General features: G+C 68.5%; 21 protein-coding genes. 19 read left to right on the top strand and 2 right to left on the bottom strand.

Annotated features, from left to right (window positions below; translation table 11 throughout):
- The first annotated feature begins 22 nt into the window (after positions 1–22).
- The 17 genes from EV560_RS20300 (at position 23) to EV560_RS20220 (ending at position 17668) form a co-directional block, all read left to right on the top strand.
- Positions 23–331: a putative quinol monooxygenase gene (locus tag EV560_RS20300; protein ID WP_131857613.1), complete on the top strand. Its 309-nt coding sequence runs from the start codon at positions 23–25 to the stop codon at positions 329–331.
- Between the two features lie 23 nt (positions 332–354).
- Positions 355–1140, top strand: a complete 786-nt coding sequence (locus EV560_RS20295; protein ID WP_131857612.1) for an urease accessory protein UreE — start codon at positions 355–357, stop codon at positions 1138–1140.
- Positions 1141–1146: 6 nt separating this feature from the next.
- A complete protein-coding gene (locus tag EV560_RS20290) occupies positions 1147–1824 on the top strand; it encodes an urease accessory protein UreF (RefSeq protein WP_131857611.1) in 678 nt (225 codons plus the stop codon).
- The gene (locus EV560_RS20285; RefSeq protein WP_131857610.1) at positions 1821–2258 is read left to right on the top strand and encodes a DUF3995 domain-containing protein; all 438 of its coding nucleotides are present in this window, start codon (positions 1821–1823) and stop codon (positions 2256–2258) included. Before EV560_RS20290 ends, EV560_RS20285 begins: the two co-directional genes overlap by 4 nt.
- 2 nt (positions 2259–2260) lie before the next feature.
- Entirely contained in the window at positions 2261–2893 is a 633-nt protein-coding gene (gene ureG / locus EV560_RS20280) for an urease accessory protein UreG (protein ID WP_131857609.1), read from the top strand.
- Between the two features lie 11 nt (positions 2894–2904).
- On the top strand, positions 2905–3483 hold the full coding sequence (locus EV560_RS20275) for a HupE/UreJ family protein (RefSeq protein ID WP_131857608.1): 579 nt from the start codon (positions 2905–2907) through the stop codon (positions 3481–3483).
- 63 nt (positions 3484–3546) lie between these two features.
- Positions 3547–4134, top strand: coding sequence for an ANTAR domain-containing response regulator (locus EV560_RS20270; protein WP_131857607.1), 588 nt, complete (start codon positions 3547–3549; stop codon positions 4132–4134).
- The gene (locus tag EV560_RS20265; protein ID WP_131857606.1) at positions 4131–5174 is read left to right on the top strand and encodes a CmpA/NrtA family ABC transporter substrate-binding protein; all 1044 of its coding nucleotides are present in this window, start codon (positions 4131–4133) and stop codon (positions 5172–5174) included. Before EV560_RS20270 ends, EV560_RS20265 begins: the two co-directional genes overlap by 4 nt.
- 423 nt (positions 5175–5597) lie before the next feature.
- Positions 5598–6908 (top strand): CmpA/NrtA family ABC transporter substrate-binding protein, encoded by a 1311-nt coding sequence (locus tag EV560_RS20260; RefSeq protein ID WP_131857605.1) that lies wholly within the window; start codon positions 5598–5600, stop codon positions 6906–6908.
- Between the two features lie 3 nt (positions 6909–6911).
- Positions 6912–8126 (top strand): NAD(P)/FAD-dependent oxidoreductase, encoded by a 1215-nt coding sequence (locus EV560_RS20255; RefSeq protein ID WP_131857604.1) that lies wholly within the window; start codon positions 6912–6914, stop codon positions 8124–8126.
- Between the two features lie 2 nt (positions 8127–8128).
- Positions 8129–10840 carry a nitrate reductase gene (locus EV560_RS20250; RefSeq protein WP_131857603.1) on the top strand — a complete coding sequence of 904 codons (2712 nt, stop codon included), beginning with the start codon at positions 8129–8131 and terminating at the stop codon, positions 10838–10840.
- Between the two features lie 38 nt (positions 10841–10878).
- Positions 10879–11781, top strand: a complete 903-nt coding sequence (gene ntrB / locus EV560_RS20245) for a nitrate ABC transporter permease (RefSeq protein ID WP_131857783.1) — start codon at positions 10879–10881, stop codon at positions 11779–11781.
- Positions 11782–11792: 11 nt separating this feature from the next.
- Positions 11793–12584, top strand: coding sequence for an ABC transporter ATP-binding protein (locus tag EV560_RS20240; RefSeq protein WP_131857602.1), 792 nt, complete (start codon positions 11793–11795; stop codon positions 12582–12584).
- Positions 12585–12594: 10 nt separating this feature from the next.
- Positions 12595–13017: a globin family protein gene (locus tag EV560_RS20235; protein ID WP_131857601.1), complete on the top strand. Its 423-nt coding sequence runs from the start codon at positions 12595–12597 to the stop codon at positions 13015–13017.
- A 17-nt stretch (positions 13018–13034) separates the two neighbouring features.
- A complete protein-coding gene (locus EV560_RS20230; protein ID WP_131857600.1) occupies positions 13035–14831 on the top strand; it encodes a NirA family protein in 1797 nt (598 codons plus the stop codon).
- Positions 14828–16414: a sulfite reductase subunit alpha gene (locus EV560_RS20225; RefSeq protein WP_131857599.1), complete on the top strand. Its 1587-nt coding sequence runs from the start codon at positions 14828–14830 to the stop codon at positions 16412–16414. Before EV560_RS20230 ends, EV560_RS20225 begins: the two co-directional genes overlap by 4 nt.
- 111 nt (positions 16415–16525) lie before the next feature.
- Positions 16526–17668, top strand: a complete 1143-nt coding sequence (locus EV560_RS20220; RefSeq protein WP_131857598.1) for an alpha-D-ribose 1-methylphosphonate 5-triphosphate diphosphatase — start codon at positions 16526–16528, stop codon at positions 17666–17668.
- A gap of 97 nt (positions 17669–17765) precedes the next feature.
- Here EV560_RS20220 and uxuA read toward each other — a convergent pair whose 3' ends face one another.
- The gene (gene uxuA, locus EV560_RS20215) at positions 17766–18959 is read right to left on the bottom strand and encodes a mannonate dehydratase (RefSeq protein WP_131857597.1); all 1194 of its coding nucleotides are present in this window, start codon (positions 18957–18959) and stop codon (positions 17766–17768) included.
- A gap of 221 nt (positions 18960–19180) precedes the next feature.
- Here uxuA and EV560_RS20210 point away from each other — a divergent pair, with 221 nt between their 5' ends.
- Positions 19181–19897, top strand: a complete 717-nt coding sequence (locus EV560_RS20210; protein WP_131857596.1) for a GntR family transcriptional regulator — start codon at positions 19181–19183, stop codon at positions 19895–19897.
- Positions 19898–19971: 74 nt separating this feature from the next.
- Positions 19972–20985 (top strand): DNA topoisomerase IB, encoded by a 1014-nt coding sequence (locus EV560_RS20205; RefSeq protein ID WP_131857595.1) that lies wholly within the window; start codon positions 19972–19974, stop codon positions 20983–20985.
- An 18-nt stretch (positions 20986–21003) separates the two neighbouring features.
- Here EV560_RS20205 and EV560_RS20200 read toward each other — a convergent pair whose 3' ends face one another.
- Entirely contained in the window at positions 21004–23364 is a 2361-nt protein-coding gene (locus tag EV560_RS20200) for a penicillin acylase family protein (RefSeq protein WP_465247029.1), read from the bottom strand.
- Between the last annotated feature and the right edge of the window lie 192 nt (positions 23365–23556).

Here is a 23556-nt window from a genome sequence, read left to right as displayed (position 1 = left end):
GCCGACAGGGAGACCAGGCTGCATGTCCGATCCGGTTATCGTCATCGCGCGGGCGCGGGTGATGCCAGAGGCGCGCGAGCGCTTTCTCACCGCTGCGCATGAATGCATCGCGGTGACCAGGCGCGAGCATGGCTGTCTCGCTTATGATGTCCACGAAAGCGCGACAGAACCGCATTTCTTCGTGTTCCTGCAGAGTTGGGAGCATCGCGAGCATGTCGACCGGCATTTCGAGCAGCCGCACTACCGGAGCTTCCTCAGTGTCGCAGGGGCTTGCGTCATGGAGCCGCCGGTGATCGAAGTGATCGAACCGCGATCGGTCGATCGCCTCTGATCATCAAGCACGGGTTCACGATCATGCTGCGCGCCACCTCCGTTACCCGCAAGGCCGCGGTCAAGCAGGACAAGGTCGTCGAGACGCTGACGCTCGACCATGAGGACCGCAACCGCCGCCGCGTCGCGCTCAAGGGCGATGGCGGGCTCGACATCCTGCTCGATCTCGACAAGCCGACCGCGCTGAACGATGGCGATGCCGTCAAGCTTGAGGATGGCCGCCTCGTCCTGATCAAGGCGGCGGCGCAGCGCCTGCTCGAGATCCGCGCCGAGAACCCGCTGCGCCTGATGCGCGTCGCCTGGCATATCGGCAACCGCCACACCCCGGCCGAGATCACCGCCGACGCGATCTATATCGAGAACGACCATGTGCTGGCCGAGATGATCCGCGGCCAGGGTTGCGCGATGAGCGAGGTCGAGCGCCCGTTCCAGCCCGAGCGCGGCGCCTATGATCATGGCCACGAGAATTGCGGACACGATCATCACGGCCATGATCATCACGGGCATGACCACCACGGGCACGATCATGGTCACGACCACGGTCATGAGCATCACGCCCATGACGCGGCCTGCGGCTGCGGGCACGATCACGGCGATGCGCATCACAAACATGATCATGGGCACGCGCATCGCGATCACGGCCATGATCACAAGCACGAGCACGCGCATACTCACGGCGCCGGCTGCGGCCATGACCATGCGCATGATCACCATGGCCATGACCACGCTCATCATGACCACGATCATCACGACCACAGCCACCACCATGGCGCCGAGCACGCGCATAAGGGCCGCAAGCACGATCATTGAGTCGCCATGTCCGGCGCGCATCTGCCATTGATGGTCTGGCTTTCGCCGTCCTTTCCGGTCGGCGCCTTCGCCTATTCGCATGGGCTCGAATGGGCCCACGAGGCCGGTGACCTCACCGATGCGGCGACGCTGCGCGACTGGCTGGACGCGCTGGTCGCCCATGGCTCCCTGCACAACGACCTCGTGCTCTTCGCCAGCGCCTGGCGCGCCTGCGGGCAGGGCGATGACGCGGCGCTCGCCGAGATCGCCGAGCTCGCCTTGGCGCTGGCCAACTCAGGCGAGCGTCGGCTGGAGACGGTGACGCAGGGCAACGCCTTCCTCACCGCAACGCGTGCTGCCTGGCCTTGCGCCGCGCTCGATCGGTTGCGCGCCGCTTGGACTGGCGACATCGCCTATCCCGTTGCCGTCGCAGCCGCTGCGAGCGGCCATGACGTGCCGCTGCGCCCGGCGCTGGAAGCCTATGGTCTCGGCTTCCTCGCCAATCTCATCTCGGCCGCGGTCCGGCTCGGCATCGTCGGCCAGACCGACGGACAGAAGATCACCGCCGCGCTGGTGCCAGCGTTGCACGACGCCGCAGCGCGGGCTGAGAACGCGACGCTCGACGATCTCGGCGGCTGCGCGCTGCGCTCGGATATCGCATCCCTGCGCCATGAGACCCAGTACACGCGGCTGTTCCGCTCGTGACGGCCGCGGTCGCGGCGGCGCTCGCCTCGGTCCTCGCTGCGATTGCGCTGCTGCACGCCTATTGGGGGCTCGGCGGCCTCTGGCCTGCGGCGGACGAGCAGGCCTTGGTCAGGACCGTCATCGGCGATCCGCGGCGCAAGCGCATGCCACCGCCGCGGCTATGCTGGCTGGTCGCGGGCGCGCTCCTGCTCACCGCTGCCTGGCCGCTCCTGCTGGCACGGCTGTCCGGCGATCTCCTGCCGCACTGGCTGGTCGCCGGCATCGGCCTTGCGATGATGGCGGTCTTCCTGCTTCGCGGGCTGGCCGGGTTCTTGCCTGCCTGGCGCGTCCGGCACACGCTGGAGCCTTTCTCGACGTTCGATCGGCGCTACTATTCACCGCTCTGCCTCGTCATCGCCGCCGGCTTTGCCTTCGTCCTGCTCAAGGGAAACTGATCGTGTCCTCATCCCCCCACGGCCCGCTTCGCGTCGGCATCGGCGGCCCGGTCGGCTCCGGCAAGACCGCGCTGATGGAGGCGCTTTGCAAGCGCATGCGCGGACGCTACGACCTCTGCGCCATCACCAACGATATCTACACCAAGGAGGATGCGCGCCTGCTCACTGTGGCGGGCGCGCTGCCCGAGGAGCGCATCATGGGGGTCGAGACCGGCGGCTGCCCGCATACGGCGATCCGCGAGGATTGCTCGATCAACCTCGCCGCGGTCGAGGAGATGCGCGGAAAATTCCCTGGGCTCGACCTGATCCTGATCGAATCCGGCGGCGACAACCTCGCCGCCACCTTCTCGCCCGAGCTCGCCGACCTGACGATCTATGTCATCGACGTCGCCGCCGGCGAGAAGATTCCGCGCAAGGGTGGGCCGGGCATCACCCGTTCCGACCTGCTCGTCATCAACAAGACGGATCTGGCGCCGCATGTCGGTGCGGATCTTGCAGTGATGGACCGCGACTCGCGCACGATGCGCGGCAAGCGCCCCTTCGTCTTCACCAACACGCGGGCGGGCGAGGGGGTCGATGTGGTGATGGATTTCATCGAGACGGCAGGCGGCCTGCGAGCCACCGCCCAAGGCTGAGGGAACTGACGATGACGAAGCGGATGACCGGCGTGCTCGCACTTCTCCTGACGATGGCGGCGGCCCCCGCGCTCGCCCATCCTGGCCACGGCTCGGTCGAGGGCTTCGCCCATGGCCTGATGCACCCGCTGACCGGGCTCGACCACATCCTCGCCATGGTCGCGGTCGGCCTCTGGGCCGGCCTCGTCGGCGGCAAGGCGCGCTTCGCCTATCCGGCCGGTTTCGTCGGCATGATGGTCGTCGCCGGCCTCTGGGGCATGTCCGGCGGCTCGCTGCCGGGCGTCGAGATCGGGATTGCGCTCTCGGTCGTCATCCTTGGCCTCGCCATCGCGCTCAAGGCCTCGCCGCCGCTCGCCGCCGGCACGCTCGCCTGCGCCATCTTCGCGATCTTCCATGGCTTCGCCCATGGCGCCGAACTGCCGGAGAGCGCCAGCGGCTTCAGCTACGCCCTCGGCTTCGTCCTGGCGACGGCGGCTCTGCACGGCGCCGGCCTCGTGCTGGCGAGCCAGCTCGCCGCGCGTGCGCCGCTGCTGGCACGCGTCGCCGGCGGCGGTCTGGTCCTGGCCGGGGTCGCCATCCTCGCGGGCTAGAAGCGCGCAAATGCTCTCGGGCGGCGCCTTCGCTTCCTCGGGACCAATGCATAGATCGCGTCGATGAAGCCCGACCTCAAAATCCTGATCGTCGACGCCAATCCGGTCCGTGCCGCGATCATCGACGAGGGCCTGCGCGAGGCCGGCTTCACCGATCTCGTGCGTATCGGCGCCAGCACGACCGGGCTCGTCGCCGCGATCGAGGCGCATGACCCCGACGTCGTCGTGATCGACCTCGAGGACCCGAGCCGCGACGCGCTTGCCGACATGTTCCTGGTCAGCCGCCATGTCCGGCGCCCGATCACCATGTTCGTCGACCAGTCCGACACCGCCTCGATCGAGGCGGCGGTCGAGGCCGGCGTCTCCGCCTATATCGTCGACGGCCTGAAGAAGGAGCGGCTGAAGCCGATCCTGCAGACCTGCATCAGCCGCTTCAACGCCTTCCGCAAGCTGCGCGAGGAGCTCGACGAGGCCCGCTCCCAGCTCGAGGAGCGCAAGGCCATCGACCGCGCCAAGGGCATCGTCATGCGCCTCAAGGGCCTGTCCGAGGACGAGGCCTACGCCCTGATGCGCCGCACCGCGATGAACGAGAAGCGCAAGCTCGCCGACATCGCCCGCTCCATCATCACAGCCGCCGAGGTGCTGAAATGACCCTGCATCTGCGCGTCGGTTTCCTGCCTCTGGTCGATGCCGCGCTGCTCGTCGCGGCTGCCGATGGCGGCTTCGCCGAGGCGGAAGGGCTCGTGCTGGAGCTCACCCGCGACGTCTCCTGGTCGAACCTGCGCGACAAGCTGCATGTCCGCCTGCTCGATGCCGCCCATATGCTCGCGCCCGCCGCGATCGCCTCGACGCTCGGCCTGAACGGGGTAAGGGCGCCGATGGCGGTGCCGCTCGCGCTCAATCTCAACGGCAACGCCATCACCGTCTCGCAGCGCCGCTTCGAGGAATTGTCGCGCGCCGCGCAGGGCGATCTCGCCGACCCCGCCGTCTCGGCCGGGGCATTGGCGATGCTGGTCGCGAACCGCAAGGCCTCCGGCCTGCCGCCATTGACCTTCGCAGCCGTCTTCGCCTTCTCCAGTCATACCTATCTGCTCGGCGAATGGATGGCGCTCGGCGGCGTCAAGCTCGGTGAGGACGTCCGCTTCGAGGTCGTGCCGCCGGTGCGCACGGTTGAGGCGCTGTCGAGCGGCCAGGTCGACGGCTTCTGCGCCGGCGCGCCCTGGAACACGCTCGCCGTCACCTCCGGCGTCGGCGCCATCCTGCATTGCGGCGTCGATCTCGCGCGCGATTGCCCGGAAAAGGTGCTGGCCTGGCGCGCCGATGATGTCGAGCGCCGCGGCGAGGCGGTCTCGAAGCTCAACGCGGCGCTGATCGAGGCCAGCCGCTGGGCAAGCAGCGCGGCGAACTTGCCGCATCTCGCCGAACTGCTCGCCGCGCCCGAGCGGCTCAACACCCGCGCCGATATCATCGAGGCCGTGCTGCGCGGCGAGATCGTGCAGGGCGGCAACCGCCCGGCGCGCCATGTTCCCGACTATATCCGACTAGACCCCGAAGCCATTCGCCCCGACCCGGCGCGGGCGGATTGGCTCCTCGCCGGCATGGCACGCGCCGGCCAGTTCCGGGACGATCCCGCAGCGGCGGACATCGCCCGCTCGATCTTCCGCCCGGCACTCTTCGACGCGCGCCGCTGAAAAAACAGGCTGCCCAGGATTTGTGCATCTGCGTCGCGATTGTGCGTCGCACAAGGGCAAGCTGACCACTCCGCCCCCTCCGTCGGAACGGGCTTAAATCAAAGCAATTCAAAGGTTTGGCTGGCTTACGCGCGGCTGGCACGCCTTTTGTATTGTTTCTAACGACGCGGCCAACGCTGCCCGCGCCATCTCCGAACCGGAACGTACAGCAACGTCGCTGTCGATAGGGCCCTGCACGGGCGCTTTCGCGCGGCGTTTTTCGCGTTCGGCGGTAGAGCATGTTCCGCAAGAGTGGGCACCGCTTTTGCGATCAAGAACACGCTCAAGACGTTGATTTTGCGCGAGTTCCTTTTGTTCGGCCGAGACCGGCCGAACGGAAAGCGCAGCAGCTGGCCTAACCCTTCCACATCCACGAGGCGATCGATGACGAAGACCGTTGAGAAGGCCGCAGTTCCAGGTTCGAGCCGCCGTCAGCTGCTCAAGCTCTCCGGCGCGGCCGCGCTCCTGGCCGCGGCGAAGACCGCGCTGCCCTCCGGCGCTTTCGCGCAGGCTGCCGGCCCGGAGGTCAAGGGCACGCGCCTCGGCTATATCGCGCTGACCGATTCCGCGCCGCTGATCATCGCCAAGGAGAAGGGGCTCTTCGCCAAGCACGGCCTGCCCGACATGGACATCGCCAAGCAGGCCTCCTGGGGCGCGACGCGCGACAACATGGCGCTCGGCACGAAGGCGAACGGCATCGATGGCGGTCACATCCTGCGGCCGAAGACGCATCTCTACACCACCGGCAAGGTGATGCAGAACAACCAGCCGCTGCCGATGTACACGCTGCTCAACCTCAACGAGGACGGGCAGGCGATCTCGGTCTCCAACGAATACAAGGACCTCAACGTCCAGAAGGATGCCTCGCCGCTGAAGCAGGCCTTCGAGCGCAAGAAGGCCGCGGGCAAGGAGCTCACCGCCGCCATGACCTTCCCGGGCGGCACCCATGACCTCTGGATCCGCTACTGGCTCGCCGCCGGCGGCATCGATCCCGACAACGAGATCAAGGTCATCGTCGTTCCGCCGCCGCAGATGGTGGCGAACATGAAGGTCGGCAACATGGACTGCTTCTGCGTCGGCGAGCCCTGGAACGAGCAGCTCGTCAACCAGAATATCGGCTATTCCGCGCTGACCACCGGCGAGCTCTGGTTCCGCCATCCCGAGAAGATCCTGGGCATGCGCGCCGATTGGGTCGATGCCAATCCGAAGGCGACGCAGGCCATCCTGATGGCGGTGATGGAGGCCCAGCAATGGGCCGACAAGATGGAGAACCGCCAGGAACTGTCGGAGATCGTCGGCAAGCGGCAATGGTTCAACGTGCCGGTCGGCGACATCAACAAGCGCCTGCAGGGCGACATCAACTACGGCAATGGCCGCGAGGCGAAGGGCACCAATCTCTACATGAAGTTCTGGGGCGAGGGCGGCTCGACCTCCTATCCCTGGAAGAGCCTCGACACCTGGTTCGTCACCGAGAATATCCGCTGGGGCAAGTTCGAGCCGACGCTCGACATCAAGGCGCTCGTCGACAAGACCAACCGCTCCGATCTCTGGCGCGAGGCCGCCAGGACGCTCGGCGTCGCCGGCGCGCCGACCGCCGACAGCCGCGGCGTCGAGACCTTCTTCGATGGGGTGAAGTTCGATCCGGCGGCGCCGCTCGACTACCTCAAGGCCCTCAAGATCAAGCGGATCGCCTGAGCGATGGCCGAGCCGCTGATCATCATCGGCAAGGGCATGGCGGCGACGCGTCTCGTCGACGAGCTCAGCCAGCGTTCGCTCGGCCGCTATTCCATCGCGGTGATCGGCGCCGAGCCGCGGCTCGCCTATAACCGCGTGCTGCTCTCGCCGCTGCTCGCCGGCGAGATCGCCGCGCCCGATATCGAGCTGAAGCCCGCCGCCTGGTGGCAGGCGCGCGGCGTCTCGACGCTCTATGGCCGCGCGGTGTCGTCCATCGACCGCATGGCGAAGACGGTCACGCTCGAGGATGGCCTGAGCCTGCCCTATGCCAGGCTGGTGCTCGCCACCGGCTCGAGCCCGCTCAAGCCGCCTTTCCCCGGCATCGATCTGCCGGGCGTCGCCACCTTCCGTGACACCGCCGATGTCGATCTGCTGCGCGCCCATGCCGAGCGCGGCTCGCGCATCGTGGTCATCGGCGGCGGCCTGCTCGGTCTGGAGGCCGCCTATGGCCTGTCGAAAGCCGGCGGCAAGGTCACGCTGCTGCACCTGGTCGACCGGCTGATGGAGCGCCAGCTCGATGCCGAGGGGGCGGCTTTGCTCGCCGCCGAGATGGGCAAGCGCGGCGTCGTCGTCCGGCTCAACGCTGCGACCAAGGCCTTCACCGGCAAGGACAGGGTCGAAGGCGTCGAGCTCGCCGATGGTTCGGTGGTGCCGGCCGATCTCGTCGTCATCGCCATCGGCGTGCGTCCCAATGCCGGCCTCGCCAAGGCGGCTGGCGTCGCGGTCAATCGCGGCGTTCTGGTCGATGACGGCCTCGCCAGCGACGACCCGTCGATCTTCGCCATCGGCGAATGCGCCGAGCATCGCGGCCAGGTCTATGGCCTGGTCGAGCCGGCCTATGAGCAGGCCCGCGTGCTCGCGGCGCGGCTCGCCGGCAAGGAGGCGAGCTATGCCGGCTCGCTGCTCTCGACCAATCTCAAGGTCTCCGGTGTCGGCGTCTTCTCGGCCGGCGATTTCGAGCCAGGCCCGGGCGACGAGACCGTGATCCTGCGCGACCGCGCCGCCGGCATCTACCGCAAGTTCGTGCTGCGCGGCGGCAGGCTTGCCGGCTGCATCCTCGTCGGCGAGACCACGGGCGCGCTGTTCTATCTCGGCCTCATCCGTTCCGGCCAGGACATCTCGGCCATCCGCGCCGACCTGCCTTTCGGCGAGGCCTATTGCGTCAGCGAGGCGGCCTGACCATGCGCCACGACGCCCCGCTCTCCAGCTCCAGCCCCGTCCGCACGACCTGCCCCTATTGCGGGGTGGGCTGCGGCGTGCTGGCGATGCCGGACGGCAAGGGCGGCGCGGCGGTGGCGGGCGATCCGGCCCATCCCGCCAATCTCGGCCGGCTCTGCTCGAAGGGCTCAGCCCTGGGCGAGACGCTCGGGCTGGGCAGCCGCGTGCTGCATCCGCTGAAGCGCAACGCCGCGGGCGGCTACGACCGGGTCTCCTGGGAACTGGCGCTCGATGCCGTCGCCGGCGGCTTCAGCAGCATCATTGCCCGCCATGGTCCCGAAGCCGTCGCCTTCTATCTCTCCGGCCAGCTCCTGACCGAGGATTATTACGTCGCCAACAAGCTGATGAAGGGCTTCATCGGCTCGCCGCATGTCGACACCAATTCGCGGCTCTGCATGTCCTCGACCGTCGCCGGCCATCGCCGCGTCTTCGGCTCGGACACGGTGCCCGGCTCCTATGAGGATCTCGACTGCGCCGACCTGATCGTGCTCGTCGGCTCGAATACGGCCTGGTGCCATCCCGTGCTGTTCCGGCGCATGCAGCAGAACCGCAGCGAGCGCGGCGCCAAGCTCGTGGTCATCGATCCGCGCGTCACCGCCACCGCCGAGGATGCCGATCTCGTCCTGCCTCTGAAGCCGGGCTCGGACGCCGCGCTCTTCGCCGGCCTGCTCGTCGATCTCGCCGAGCGCGGCCTGGTCGACGCGACCTATCTCGCCAACCACACGACCGGCTTCGACGAGACTCTGGCCAATGCCCGCGCCATCGCGCCCGACCTCGCGACCGTCGCCCTCCGCACCGGCCTGGGCATGCCGGACATCGCCGCCTTCTATGCGCTCTGGGCCTCGACGCCGGCCGTCGTCACCGCCTGGAGCCAGGGCGTCAACCAGTCGGCGCAGGGCACCGACAAGGTCGCGGCGATCCTGCATTGCCATCTCGCCACCGGCCGGATCGGCCGGCCGGGCGGCGGGCCGTTCTCGCTGACCGGCCAGCCCAACGCCATGGGCGGGCGCGAGGTCGGCGGTCTCGCCAACATGCTGGCCGCCCATATGGGCTATTCCCCGGCTGAGATCGACCGCGTCCGCCGCTTCTGGAACGCGCCGAACATGGCCCGGCAGGAGGGGCTGAAGGCCGTCGCCATGCTCGACGCGGTCGCCGAGCAGCGCATCCGCGCGCTCTGGGTGATGGCGACGAACCCCGCCGTGTCGCTGCCGCGCGCCGACCATGTGCTCTCGGCGCTGAAGGGGCTCGATCTCTTCATCGTCTCCGAGAATGTCCTCTCCAACGACACCTTGCGCGGCGAGCCCGATTTCATCCTGCCGGCCGCCGCCTGGAGCGAGAAGGACGGCACGGTCACCAATTCCGAGCGCCGCATCTCGCGCCAGCGCGCCTTCCTGCCGCTGCCGGGCGAGGTCAAGCCCGACTGGTGGATCATCTGCGAGGTGGCCAGGCGCCTCGGCTTCGGCCAGGCCTTCAGCTATCCCGATGCCTCCGAGATCTATGCCGAGCACGCCACGCTCTCGGCCTTCGAGAACGAGGGCAGCCGCGATTTCGACATCGGCGCCCATTCGATGCTCGATCGCCGCGCCTATGACGCGCTGAACCCCGTGCAATGGCCGGTCCCGGCCGGGCGGCCGCTGGGAACGCCGCGCCTCTTCGGCGACGGCGGCTTCTTCACGCAGGATCGCCGCGCCAGCCTGAAGCCGCTGGCGATGCCAGCGCTCGCTTCAGCCGTCAGCGACGAGTTTCCGCTGCTGCTCAACACCGGCCGCATCCGCGACCAGTGGCATACGATGACGCGCACCGGCCTGAGCCCGAAGCTCGGCGCCCATATCAGCGAGCCCTCGGTCTATCTGAACCCTGCCGACGCCGGCCGCTACGGCCTCGTCGAGGGCGGTTTCGCCCGTATCGAGAACGGCCATGGCGCGGTCGTGCTCAAGGTCGCGCTCGATCCCGGCGTGCAGGAGGGCGCGCTCTTCGCGCCGATCCATTGGTCGGCGCAGACCGCCTCGCATGCCCGGATCGGCGCCGCGGTACAGCCGTTCTGCGATCCCTATTCCGGCCAGCCCGAGATGAAGGCGACGCCCTCGCGCATCCTGCCCGTGGCCTATGCCGCGCGTGGCTTCGTGCTCTCGCGCGATCCCGTAGCTCTGCCCTCCGAAAGCTGGTGGGCCGCGGTCGCGGTCGACGGCGGGCAGGGTCGGCTCTTCGCCACGAACGCCTCGGCGGACGAGCTGATGGCCCATAGCCGCGCGATCTTCGGCGAGGATGGCCTCGTCGAGATGGTCGACCGCGAGGCCGGCATCTATCGCTGCGCGGCGACACGGGACGGCAAGCTGGTCGCGGCGCTGTTCCTTGGCCCCGCGGATCGCGCCCCGCTCTGGGACACGGTCAAGCTCGCTTTCGCCGATCCCGACTTCGCTCCCGAGAATCGGCTCGCGCTCCTCGCCGGACGACGGCTCGACGGCGCGGCGGATGCGGGGCCGATCGTCTGCGCCTGTTTCGGCGTCGGCCTCAACGCCATTCGCGCCGCCTTTGCGTCCGGCGGGACGGTCAGCGCCGAGGATATCGGCCGACAGCTCAGGGCCGGCACCAATTGCGGCTCCTGCCTGCCGGAAATCCGGCGCATCGGCGCGAGCACCCGCCACGGGAATTCGGCAGGCGAGGCCGCAGCATGAGCATCACCAGCATCGAAGCGATCGAGAGGAGCAACGGGATGGGGCAGGCCGTCTTGAAGGAGGCCGAGGCGAAGGTCGTCGCGCTGCCGGCCGCGAAGGCGCAGGTCGTCAGCCTGCCGGCAGCAGCGGGCAAGCCGCTTTCGGCGCGGCTCTCGCCATGGCTCAAATCCGTGCTCGTCAATCTCCTGCCGCCGCTGCTCACGGTCGCGCTGATCCTGCTGTTCTGGCAGATCGCCGCGTCCGGCCCGCAATCCTCGCTGCCGCCGCCGACCAAGATCTGGGACGAAGCCAAGGACCTGATCACCGAGCCGTTCTACTCGGCCGGCACGCAGGATATCGGGCTCGGCTGGCGCATCCTGGTCTCGCTCCAGCGCGTCGCCATCGGCTTCGGCCTCGCGGCCGTGGTCGGCGTGCTGCTCGGCGCGCTGATCGGCCAGTCGGTCTGGGCGATGCGGGGGCTCGATCCGGTCTTCCAGGTGCTGCGCACCGTGCCGCCGCTCGCCTGGCTGCCGCTCTCGCTCGCCGCGTTCCGCGACAGCCAGCCCTCGGCGATCTTCGTGATCTTCATCACCGCGATCTGGCCGGTGATCATCAACACCGCCGTCGGCATCCGAAATATCCCGCAGGATTACCGCAATGTCGCGCAGGTGCTGCGGCTGAACCAGGTCGAGTTCTTCTTCAAGATCATGGTGCCCTCGGCCGCGCCCTACATCTTCACCGGCCTGCGGATCGGCGTCGGCCTGTCCTGGCTCGCCATCGTCGCGGCCGAGATGCTCACCGGCGGCGTCGGCATCGGCTTCTTCATCTGGGACGCGTGGAACTCCTCGCGCCTCTCCGACATCATCGTGGCGCTCGTCTATATCGGCGTGGTCGGCTTCATCCTCGACCGCCTCGTCGCCTTCATCGGCAGCGTCGTCACCCGCGGCACTGCGGCGAACTGAGGGGGGATCGGATGAGCTATCTCAAGATCGACCATGTCGACAAAAGCTTCCAGCGCGGCGGCGCCACCACGGAAGTCCTGAAGGACATCAACCTCGTCATCGACAAGGGTGAGTTCGTCTCGATCATCGGCCATTCCGGCTGCGGCAAGTCGACCCTGCTCAACATCATCGCCGGCCTGACCCCGGTGACGACGGGCGCGGTCCTGCTCGAGAACAAGGAGGTCAGCGAGCCCGGCCCCGAGCGCGCGGTGGTCTTCCAGAACCATTCGCTGCTGCCCTGGCTCAGCGTCTACGACAATGTCGGGCTCGCGGTGAACAAGGTCTTCGGCGGCTCGAAGTCGCGGGCCGAGCGGCATGACTGGATCATGCACAATCTCGACCTCGTCCAGATGGGTCACGCCAGGGACAAGCGCCCCGCGGAAATCTCCGGCGGCATGAAGCAGCGCGTCGGCATCGCGCGCGGCCTCGCCATGGAGCCGAAGATCCTGCTGCTCGACGAGCCTTTCGGGGCGCTCGACGCGCTCACCCGCGCGCATCTGCAGGATTCCGTGATGCAGATCCACGCCTCGCTCGGCAACACGATGATCATGATCACCCATGATGTCGACGAGGCCGTGCTGCTCTCGGACCGCATCGTGATGATGACCAACGGCCCCTCGGCCCGCATCGGCGAGGTGCTCGAGGTCGGGCTGGCGCGCCCGCGCAAGCGCCTCGAGCTGGTCTCCGACCGCACCTACATCGCGGCGCGCGAGGCCGTCCTGAAGTTCCTCTACGAGCGCCACCGCTTCGTCGAGGCGGCGTGAGGAGGCCTGCATGACCCCCGAGCAGATTGCCAGCGTCCGCGACAGCTTCGGCAAGGTCGCGCCCATTGCCGACCAGGCCGCCGCGCTGTTCTACGGCCGCCTCTTCGAGATCGCGCCCGAGACCCGCGGGCTGTTCAAGTCCGACATCGGCGAGCAGGGCCGCAAGCTGATGGCGACGCTCGCCGTCGTGGTGCGCGGCCTCGACGATCTGCCCGCGCTGATGCCGGCGGTGACCCGGCTGGCCGAGCGCCATGCCGGCTACGGCGTCGGCGCGGCGCATTACCTGCCGGTCGGCGCGGCCCTGCTCTGGACGCTCGAGCAGGGGCTCGGCGAAGGCTTCACGCCAGAGGTCAAGGACGCCTGGACCACCGCCTATGGCACGCTCTCGGGCGCGATGATCGCGGCAGCCGAGACGGCGAAGCCGGCGGCTTGAGCAATTCGGAACCGATCATGAGCGGCGATTTCACCCCCGAGCAGAAGCGCTATCTCGAAGGCTTCATGAGCGGCATGCAGTCGGCCCGCGCGGCCCGCGGCCTGGGGCCGCTCGGCGGCGCCGCGGGCGGTGGCGGCACCGCGCCCTCCGGCCCGGACAAGGAGCATGCCGAAGCCCAGGCGAAGACGGTCGCGGGCGGCGGCAAGCTGGTCGACCAGGAGAAATGGAAACAGGCCGAGCACCCGTTCGATGCCTATGCGCGCTTCAAGACCCAGGCTTCTTCCGGCTCCTATCCCAAGCCCGAGGATAATTTCCGCTGGCGCTATCACGGCCTGTTCTACGTCGCCCCGGCGCAGGACAGCTACATGTGCCGGCTGCGCATCCCCAATGGCATCCTCAAGGCCTGGCAATTCGAGGGCGTCGCCGATCTCGCCGGGCGCTTCGGTGGCGGCTACAGCCATGTCACCACCCGCGCCAACCTGCAGATCCGCGAGATCACGGCCGCGAAGGCGCCGCTCCTGCTCGAAGGCCTCGCCGATCTCGGCCTCACCGCCAAGGGCTCCGGCGCCGACAATATCCGCAACGTCACCGGCTCGGCGGCGGCTGGCATCGACCCGCTCGAATTGCTCGATACGCGGCCGCATGCCCGCGCCTGGCATCACCACATTCTCAATGACCGCTCGCTCTATGGCCTGCCGCGCAAGTTCAACGTCGCCTTCGACGGCGCCGGCTCGATCGCGACGCTGGAGGACACCAACGATATCGGCTTCCAGGCCGTCGAGATCGGGCAGGGTGCAAGCTTCGAGGGGCAGCCGGTCGAGCCCGGCATCTGGTACCGGCTCGCGCTCGGCGGCATCACCGGCCATCACGATCTCGCCCGCGACACCGGCATCGTCGTCGCGCCGTCGGATGCCGTGGCGGTGGCCGATGCGATCGTGCGCGTCTTCATCGCCAATGGCGACCGCACCAATCGCGCCAAGGCCCGGCTGAAATACGTGCTCGACGCCTGGGGTTTCGACAGGTTCCTGGCCGCCGTCGAGGAGAAGCTTGGCCGCAGGCTCGTCCGGGTCGACGGCGCCTTCGTCAAGCCGCGCCCGGTCTATGACCGGCTCGCCCATATCGGCGTGCACGCACAGGTGCAGCCCGGCCTCAACTGGGTCGGCGTCGCCCTGCCGGTCGGCAAGCTCACCGCCGCGCAGATGCGGGTGATCGCCGCCATTTCCAATCAATGCGGCGACGGCGATATCCGCCTCACCGTCTGGCAGAACCTGCTGATCTCCGGCGTGCCCGACGGCAGGGTCGAGGACGTCCTTGCCAATCTCGGGGCGTGCGGCCTCTCGGCCGAGACCTCGGTGCTGCGGGCCGGGCTCGTCGCCTGCACCGGGGCGACCGGCTGCAAGTTCGCCGCCGCCCACACCAAGGAGGACGCGCTCGCCATCGCCGCCCATTGCGACGAGCGCCTCGCGCTGGAGACGCCGGTCAATATCCACCTGACCGGCTGCCACCATTCCTGCGCCCAGCACTATATCGGCGATCTCGGGCTGATCGGCGCCAAGGTGCCGGTCAACGAGGAAGGCGACACGGTGCCGGGCTATAACCTGCTGGTCGGCGGCGGCTATGGCGTCGACGGCGCGATGGCGCGTGATTTTCAGGAGAACGTGAAGGCCGAGGACGCGCCGGCGCTGGTCGAGAAGCTGCTGCGCACCTGGCAGGCCCATCGCGCCTCGCCCGAGGAAAGCTTCGTCGCCTTCGCCCGCCGCCACGAGATCGCGGAGCTGAAGGCGCTGGTCGAGGCGACGGGAGAGGCCGCATGACCGTCCAGAGCCCGAATCCGCTCGTCCAGGTCCTGCCGGAGACCGCGCCCTTCAGCGAGGAACAGCGCTCCTGGCTCAACGGCTTCTTCGCCGGCCTGCTCTCGCTCGACAATGCCGGTGTCACCGCGCTCTCGCCCGCCGAGAATGCCGCGATGATGGCCGAGGCCGATGACGGCGCGCCCTGGCACGACCCGGCCATGGAGATCGGCGAGCGCATGAAGCTCGCCGAGGGCAAGCCTTTGCCGCGCCGGCTCTTCGCCGCCATGGCGCAGCAGGATTGCGGCCAGTGCGGCTATGTCTGCGCGACCTATTCGGCCGCGATCGCCGAGGGCAAGGAAGGCAGGCTCAACCTCTGCGCGCCCGGCGGCAAGGACACGCTGCGCATGCTCAAGGCGCTGACGGAGGAGGCGGGCAGCGCGCCCGCCGCCGCTCCGGCAGAGGCCGCCGCGCCCGCCGCCCCGGCCGGCCCTGTCGGCCGCTCCCGCGAGAACCCGGCGCTCGCCACCTTCATGTCGCGCCGCAAGCTCAATGGCGAGGGCTCGGAGAAGGAGACCTACCATGTCGAGTTCGACCTGACGGAGAGCGGTCTCGACTATGTCGTCGGCGACGCGTTCGGCATCGTCGCGCAGAACGATCCGCGCCTCGTCGATGCCGTCATCGCCCTGCTTGGCGCGCGGCCGGATGCCGATATCGGCGGCAAGAGCCTGCGCGACGTCCTGCTCGCCGACCGCGATCTCGGCCCGGCGCCAGACGCGCTCTTCCAGCTCATTTCCTATGTCACCGGCGGCGAGACCCGCCAGAAGGCCAAGCGCCTTGCCGCCGGCGAGGATCCGGACGGCGATCTCGACCGGCTCGACGTGCTCGGCACCTTGCACAAATTCTCCTCGGCGAGGCTCTCGGCCGAGGCCTTCGTCGAGGCGCTGGATGAGCTGCAGCCGCGGCTCTACTCGATCTCGTCCTCGTTCAACGCCACGCCCGGCCGCATCTCGCTGACGGTCGACACGGTGCGCTACAGGATCGGGACCCGCCCGCGCTGGGGCGTCGCCTCGACCTATCTCGCCGAGCGCGTCGCGCCCGGTGACAAGGTCAAGGTCTATGTCCAGCGCGCCCATGGCTTCGGCCTGCCGGAGAACTCCGAGACGCCGGTGATCATGTGCGGTCCCGGAACCGGCATCGCGCCCTTCCGCGCCTTCCTGCACGACCGCAAGGCGACGAAGGCACCGGGGCGGAACTGGCTCTTCTTCGGCCATCAGCGCCGCACCAGCGACTTCTTCTACGAGGATGAGCTCAACGCGCTGAAGCAGGATGGAGTCCTCCACGGGCTGACGCTGGCCTGGTCGCGCGACGGCAAGGAGAAGATCTACGTCCAGGACCGCATGCGCGAGCGCGGCGCCGAGCTCTTCGCCTGGCTCGAGCAGGGCGCGCATTTCTACGTCTGCGGCGATGCCAAGCGCATGGCCAAGGATGTCGAGCGCGCCATGGTCGATGTCGTGGCCGAGCACGGCAAGCGCTCGGCCGACGAGGCGGTGGCCTATGTCGCCGCGCTCAAGAAGGCCGGGCGCTACCAGGCTGATGTCTATTGAGGCGTCTTGCAGCGCGGGCGTGAAAATAGTCTAGACAAATCGCGCTTTCGTCATCCTGCCGTCATCATCGGCGCTCAAGCGCCCGCCTCCGGCACATCGAGGAGGCGGCGCTTGAGTCTTCACATCACAGGCGGGACGGTTCTCGCGGGCGATCTGCTGCGCGCCGAACTGACGACCGAAGGAACGACCATCCTTGGCCTGGACGCGCCGGCTCGCCCCGGCGCATTGCGCCTCGACGCGACCGGCCTGCTCGTCCTGCCAGGCATCGTCGATTGCCATGGCGATGCCTTCGAGCGCCATATCATGCCGCGCCCGCGCGTCTCCTTCGATATCGATCTCGCCCTGCGCGATGCCGACCGCGCCATGCTGACCTGCGGCATCACCACCGCCTTCCATGGCGTCACCTGGTCCTGGGAGCCCGGCCTGCGCGGCGCGGGGAATGCGCGCTCGCTGATCGAGGCGATCGCGCGGCTCTCTCCGGCGCTCGGCGCCGATACGCGCTTCCATCTCCGCCACGAGACCTTCAACCTCGATGCCGAGGCCGAGATCATCGACTGGCTCGCAGGCGGCAAGGTCGGCGTGCTCGCCTTCAACGACCATACCGGCGGCATCCTCAAGGAGACGGATCGCCCGGACAAGGTCGCCAAGATGGTCGAGCGCACCGGGCTCTCGCATGCCGATTTCATGGTGCTGGCGCGCAACGTCTACGATCGCAAGGAGGAGGTGCCGGGCTCGGTCGAGCGTCTCGCCAAGGCCTCGCTCGCGGCCGGCATCCCGACGCTCTCGCATGACGACATGAGCCCCGGGATGCGGCGCTGGTACCGCTCGCTCGGCGTCACCGTGGCCGAGTTCCCGATGAACGTGGCGACCGCGCGCGAGGCCGTCGCGCATGGCGAGCCCACCGTCTTCGGCGCGCCCAATGTCGTGCGCGGCGGCTCGCATACCGGCTGCCCGGCAGCGGAGGAGATGGTGGGCGAGGGGCTCTGCACCATCCTCGCCTCGGATTATTACTATCCCGCGCTGCTGCTCGCACCCTTCATCCTGGCGCGCAACGGCACCGCGGGCTTCGCCGAGGCCTGGAAGCTGGTCTCGCAGGCTCCCGCCGCGGCGCTCGGCCTGGCGGATCGCGGCGTGATCGCCGCCGGCAAGCGCGCCGACCTGATCATCGTCGAGGACGCGCCGCAGCCGCGGGTCGTCGCCACCGTCGCCGGTGGCAAGCTGGTCCAGCTCGCGGATCAGCGCCTGCTCGGCTGATCCTTCCCGTCATTGCGAGGAACGCAGCGACGAAGCCATCCAGGAGGACTGGGTGCCCGGCGGCCCCTGGATTGCGTCGCTGCGCTCGCAATGACGGTCAGGCGTAGCCTTTCAGCGAGCTCACGGCCGTCATCACGCCGCGCAGCTCGGCGAGACCGCGCAGGCGGCCGACCGCCGGATAGCCGGGGAACGAGCCCTTGCCGACATCGTCGAGGAGCTCGTGGCCATGGTCGGGCCGCATCGGGATGCGCCAATGCTTCCAGCCGGCGGCCTTGCGGCGCTGCTCCTCGGTCAGCAGCACGTCGACGAGCGCGACCATGTCGGTGTCGCCGCCGAGATGCTCGGCCTCCATGAAGGAACCGTCGGCGTCCTTGGCGACGTTGCGCAGGTGAGCGAACCAGATCCGGTCGGCGAAGCGCCTGGCGATCGCCGGGACATCGTTCTTCGGATTGGCGCCGAGCGAGCCCGAGCACAGGGTCAGGCCATTGGCCGGCTTGTCGACCGCGCCGAGGATGAAGGTGATATCCGGTTCGTCCGAGCAGATGCGCGGCAGGCCGAAGAGCGGCCGCGGCGGATCGTCGGGATGGATGCACATGCGGATGCCGACCTCTTCCGCAGTCGGGATCACCTCTTCGAGGAAGCGCTTCAGGTTGGCGCGCAGGCCGTCATGGCTCATGCCGCGATAGCGCTCGAGCATGCGCTTGAGGCCCGGCACGTCGTAGCGGTCATAGGCGCCGGGTAGCCCGGCCATGATATTGGCGAGGAGCCTGGCGCGGTCGGCCTCGCTCGAGCGCTCGAACCAGGCTTTGGCCCGGTCCATGACATCCGCCGAATGGCCCTCGTCGGCGCCCGGCCGCTGCAGCATGAAATGGTCGAAGGCGACATATTCGTGGATGTTGAAGCGCAAGGCCGTGCCGCCGCCGGGCAGGGGCTGCGCCAGCTCGGTCCGGGTCCAGTCCAGCACCGGCATGAAATTGTAGCAGACCACCTCGATGCCGCAGGCGGCGAGATTGCGCAGCGACTGGCGGTAATTGGCGAAGATGGTCCCGAGATCGCCTTCGCCGATCTTGACGGTCTCGTGGATCGGCAGGCTCTCGACCACCGACCAGCGTAGTCCGAGGCTCTTGTCGGCTTCGATGATCGCCTTGCGCGCCTCGATCTCCTCGACGCTCCAGACCACGCCATAGGGGATCTGGTGCAGGGCGTTGACGATACCTTGCGCGCCCGCCTGCCGCGCCTGGGCAAGGGTCACCACGTCGTCCGGGCCGAACCAGCGCCAGGTCTGTTCCATCGTTCAAATTCCTCGGGGTTTGATCGTCATCGGGCTAGCGGCCCGGGCTGCCAGTTGCAATGATTTCCATCGGCCCCGCACGGCGTCGCCAGATCGAACGCAGCTCCGGATCGCTTCAGGGGCGCAATAATTGAGTTGGCACAAGAGCATGTTCTTGTTGGTTATTCTGCACCATACCGGTATGATAGCCGCCATGAGCGAAGCTGCAAGCGGGTTTTGACATGGACGCCACGCTCAGGCTGAGGGACCCGATCGCGCCGCAACTGGTCCAGGTGCTGCGCCAGGCGATCATCGCCGTCGAGCTGAGGCCGGGCGAGGCGCTTTCCGAGAAGGAGATCGCCGGCCGCTTCGGCGTCAGCCGCCAGCCGGTGCGCGAGGCCTTCATCAAACTGGCCGAGGCGGGCCTCGTCCAGGTCCTGCCGAGCCGCGGCACCTATGTGAACAAGATCTCGATGCGCGCCGTCGCCAATGCCCGCTTCGTGCGCGAGGCGGTGGAATGCGCCATCGCCCGCGCCGCGACGACGCTGATCACGCCGGCCCAGGTCGCACGGCTGCGGGGGCTGGTCGAGGGCCAGCGCCATGCCGCCGATCAGGGCGACCATGCCGGCTTCTCCGTCCTCGACGAGAATTTCCACCAACTCCTCGCCGAGATCGTCGATTGCGACTATGCCGGCCGCGTCGTCGAGGGCGCCCGCGCCCAGACCGACCGCGTGCGCTATCTCTCGCTGCCCGGCGCCTCGCCGCTGCCGCTGCTGATCGCCCAGCATATCGCCATTGTCGACGCGATCGAGGCCCGCGATGCCGATGGCGCCGAGGCGCAGATGCGCAAGCATTTGCGCGAGATCCTCAATGCCCTCCCGCGCATCGCCCATGACCATCCCGAGCTCTTCGAGGACGAGGCCATGCCGGAGCATACCCGCACGCTCCACGTCCCCTGAGGCGCTCTGCCGCGCGGCGGAACCTTCGCGCTCCACGCCGATTGATTCGGCGTGAATCAGGCGGAGGCTGGGACATGGCACTTGTCGAGAACGGGCAAGCATCGGGCCGCCTGCGGCGCACGCCGTCGACCGCCCTGACCATTCGCCGCCTGCGCCGCGGCAAGGGCTTCGCCTATGCCGACGAGGGCGGCGCCGCCATTCGCGATCCCGATACGCTCGCCCGAATCCGCTCGCTCGTCATCCCGCCGGCCTATAGCGATGTCCGGATCGCGGCCGATCCGCGTGCGCATCTGCAGGCGACCGGCCGCGACGAGGCGGGCCGCATCCAGCACCGCTATCATCCCGATTGGGAAAAGGTGCGCGAGCGCCGCAAGCTCAAGCGGCTGCAGCGCCTGGTCGAGGCGCTGCCGACGCTGCGCGCCGCCATCGCCCGCGACCTGAAGCTGCGGAACCTGTCGCAGGACAAGGCCCTGGCCTGCGCCGCCGCGATCATCGATCGCTGCCATATCCGCGTCGGCAACGATGCCTATGCGCGCGACAATGGCAGCTATGGCGCCTCGACCCTGCTCAAGCGCCATGTGGCCGTGAGCGGCCGCAAGGTCGCGCTCGCGTTTCGCGGCAAGAGCGGCAAGGACATCGCCTGCTCCACCGACGATGCGGTGCTGGCGCGCGCGCTCGCGCGAATCATGACGCTCAAGGGCCGCGCGCTCCTGCAATACCGGCGCGAGGACGGCTCGGTCGCGCGCATCCGTGCCGCCGAGATCAACACCTATCTGCGTCGCGCCACCGGCCTGCCGATCAGCAGCAAGGATCTGCGCATGCTCGCGGCCAATGCGGCTGCCGCCGAGCTCTTGCTGGCCGGCGATGTCGCCGCCAGCGAGACCGGCCGGAAGCGCCAGCTCGCCGATATCATGCGCGCCATCTCCGAGCGGCTGGTCAATACGCCGGCCGTGGTCCGCAAGAGCTATGTCCACGCCATCGTCGTCAGCTCCTATGCCAGCGGCAAGCTCAAGGCCTGCTATGACAAGGCGCGCCAGCGCGGCGGCTGCTCGCGCATCGAACGGGCGCTCGGCCTGCTTGCGACCTGAGCGCCCGATCGTCCCGGCTCAGCCGCCCGGCGTCAGCGCGATGACCGAGCGCGCCGCCCGCTCCACCGCCTCGCGCGAATAGGCCAGCGGGGCATAGTCTCCCGCGGCCCAGAGCGGCGCCAGGTCGCGATAATGCGGGCTATAGGCATCGCCGGACTGGCCGGGCGTGTTGATGAAGCGGCTATCGTCCCAATTGCCGACATCGAGCACCATCCGGAAGGAGGCGCCGGCCGTGACCTTGAAGTCGCTGGTCCGGTACGAGGCCGCGCGCGGGCTGAAGGCCGAGCCGCCCATGGCGAGGCGCCCGATATTGAGCTGCGCCTTGTCGGCGTCGTTCGCCATCGGCGCGATGGCGTGGTCGAACTGGGCATGGTGCAGCCGGCCCCAGTTCCAGGTCGTGATGTCCGTGCCCATCGCCTGGCGCAGCTCGTTCATGGCTGCCTTCAGGCTCTCGAGCAGCAGCGCATCGCGCGCCGCCTTCGGATCGCCGCCGAGCGCGGCATCCGGCGCTTCGAGATAGGAGATCACGGCGATGGTATCGAGCGGCCCGATGACGGCGCGCGCCGGCTCGGGCACGGCCTTGGCCGTCAGCACCCGTCCGAGATGCTTGCTCATCCAGACCTCGGAGAGGGCGGCGGCCGGGCTGTCGACGCGCGTCTCGCGGTTCCAGTCCTTGATCAGGCGCAGGCCCTCGGCCGTGACCGGATCGTCCGAGGAGAGTGGCGCCAGCAGCGCGGCGAGCTTGCGGGCATTGACCGAACTATCGTCTGTCTGCAACGCCATCGCATCGGCGATGCTGAGCTTGCCCTTGGCGGCGAGCACCTCCTTGATCCGGGTGATCCGCGACGGATCGGACCATTCGAAGCCGACCTTGCGGCCCAGGACCGGATGATCCCTGGGGATGTTCATCTCGTTGGCCGTGGCGAAGAAGCCTTCCGGCGGGTTGAGCACCTCGGGCAGCTCGTTGCCCTTGAGGAAACCCTGCCATTCGTAGCGCCCGTCGCCGGGCACGGGCAGCAGCCCGTCGAAATTGCTGCGGATCGGCGAGCGGCCGCCGACGATCCAGCCGATATTGCCCTTGGTATCGGCGTAGACCTGGTTCTCGGAAGGCGCGCCCCATTCGGCCATCGCCTTCTTGAAGCCGTCCCAATCCTTCGCCGTCATGTATTCGGCCGAGTTGAAATAGGCGGAGGTGCCGGGCTCGAACCAGACCGAGCGCATGGCGAAGGCGCGCCGCTCGCCGGGCTCGGCCTTCAGCACCGGCCCGTGCCGGGTGAAGCGCAGCTCGACCTGTCGCGGCGCCTCGCCCTTGACCTCGATCGTCTCGCTGACGGTGCGCATCTCCTCCCAGCCGTCGCGATAGCGATAGCGGTTGGGATTGGCCGCGTCGGTCTCGTAGACGTAGAGATCCTCCTGGTCGATCGCGAAGATGGTGAGGCCGAAGGCGATCTGGCCGTTATGGCCGATCGAGATGCCGGGCAGGGCCGGTTCGCCGGCGCCGATCACCGAGAAGCCCGGCGCATTGAGATGCACGACATAGCGCAGCGACGGCACGCCATGGGCGCGGTGCGGGTCGTTGGCGAGCAGCGGGCGGCCGGTCGCGGTGCGGCTCGGCGCCACCGTCCAGTTGTTCGAGCCGATGGTCGAGACGCTGTCGCCGGCGGCGGCGAAGATCGCGTCGCGATCGAGCGCCGCCCGCTTCTCGCCGGGCTTGGCGAAGCTGACCTCGCGTGTCGCCAGATTATAGTCGTCGAGAATATCCGGCTTGATCGCGCAGGGATCGAGCCCCTCCGGCACCTTGGTCGCCGTCGCCGGCTCGAGCACGCGGCGGAAGCGGTCGGTCTCGACGCCGGCGGCGCAGGCGACGCGGGCGCGCACCACCTCGGACATCACATTGCGGGTCAGGCCATGGCTGCGGATGCGCACGACATCCTCCGCCTTCCAATGGTCGGGCATGGTTCCGGCGATGCGGAATTCGAGCGGGATCGGCCGCTGCCCGGCCCGAACCTCGTCGACCAATGCGTTGATTCCGGCGACGAAGGCCTCGGTATAGCTCTTGGCGTCGGGACCGTAGGCGGCCCATTCGCGCGCCATGTCGTCGCGATAGAGGAAGAGCCGGGCGGCGCGATCCTGCGCGACATAGGACGGGCCGAAATCCTTGGCGAGCAGGCCAAGGCCGCGCTTGCGCCAGAGGTCGATCTGCCAGAGCCGGTCGCGCGCGGCATTGTAGCCTTGCAGGAACAGCGCATCGCGGGTCGAACCGGCATAGATATGGGCGACGCCCCATTGGTCGAGGATCAGCTCGGCCGGCGCCTGCAGCCCCTTGACGTTCTGCTCGGTGCGGCGCACGGCGCCGGAAAGTTCGGCCTGCGCCGGCATGGTTCCGGCGCAACAGAAGGCGGCGAGCGCGAGGCCGAGGGCCCGCGCGTGACGGTTGCTTCTCATCTTTTCCTCCCGACGGCTTGGTGTCCCCGCCCAGCCTTGGCTCTAGGCTAGTGCGGCAGCGTGTCGCACAACAAGCAGCTGCGTGCGCATGGCGGGGATGCCGAGGCGGTTCAGGCACTTGTGATC

This window comes from Allobosea sp. BK604 (genome assembly GCF_004341515.1).
In the GTDB taxonomy this organism is placed as follows: Bacteria; Pseudomonadota; Alphaproteobacteria; order Rhizobiales; family Beijerinckiaceae; genus Allobosea.
This window is presented reverse-complemented; position numbering and strand designations above follow the sequence as displayed.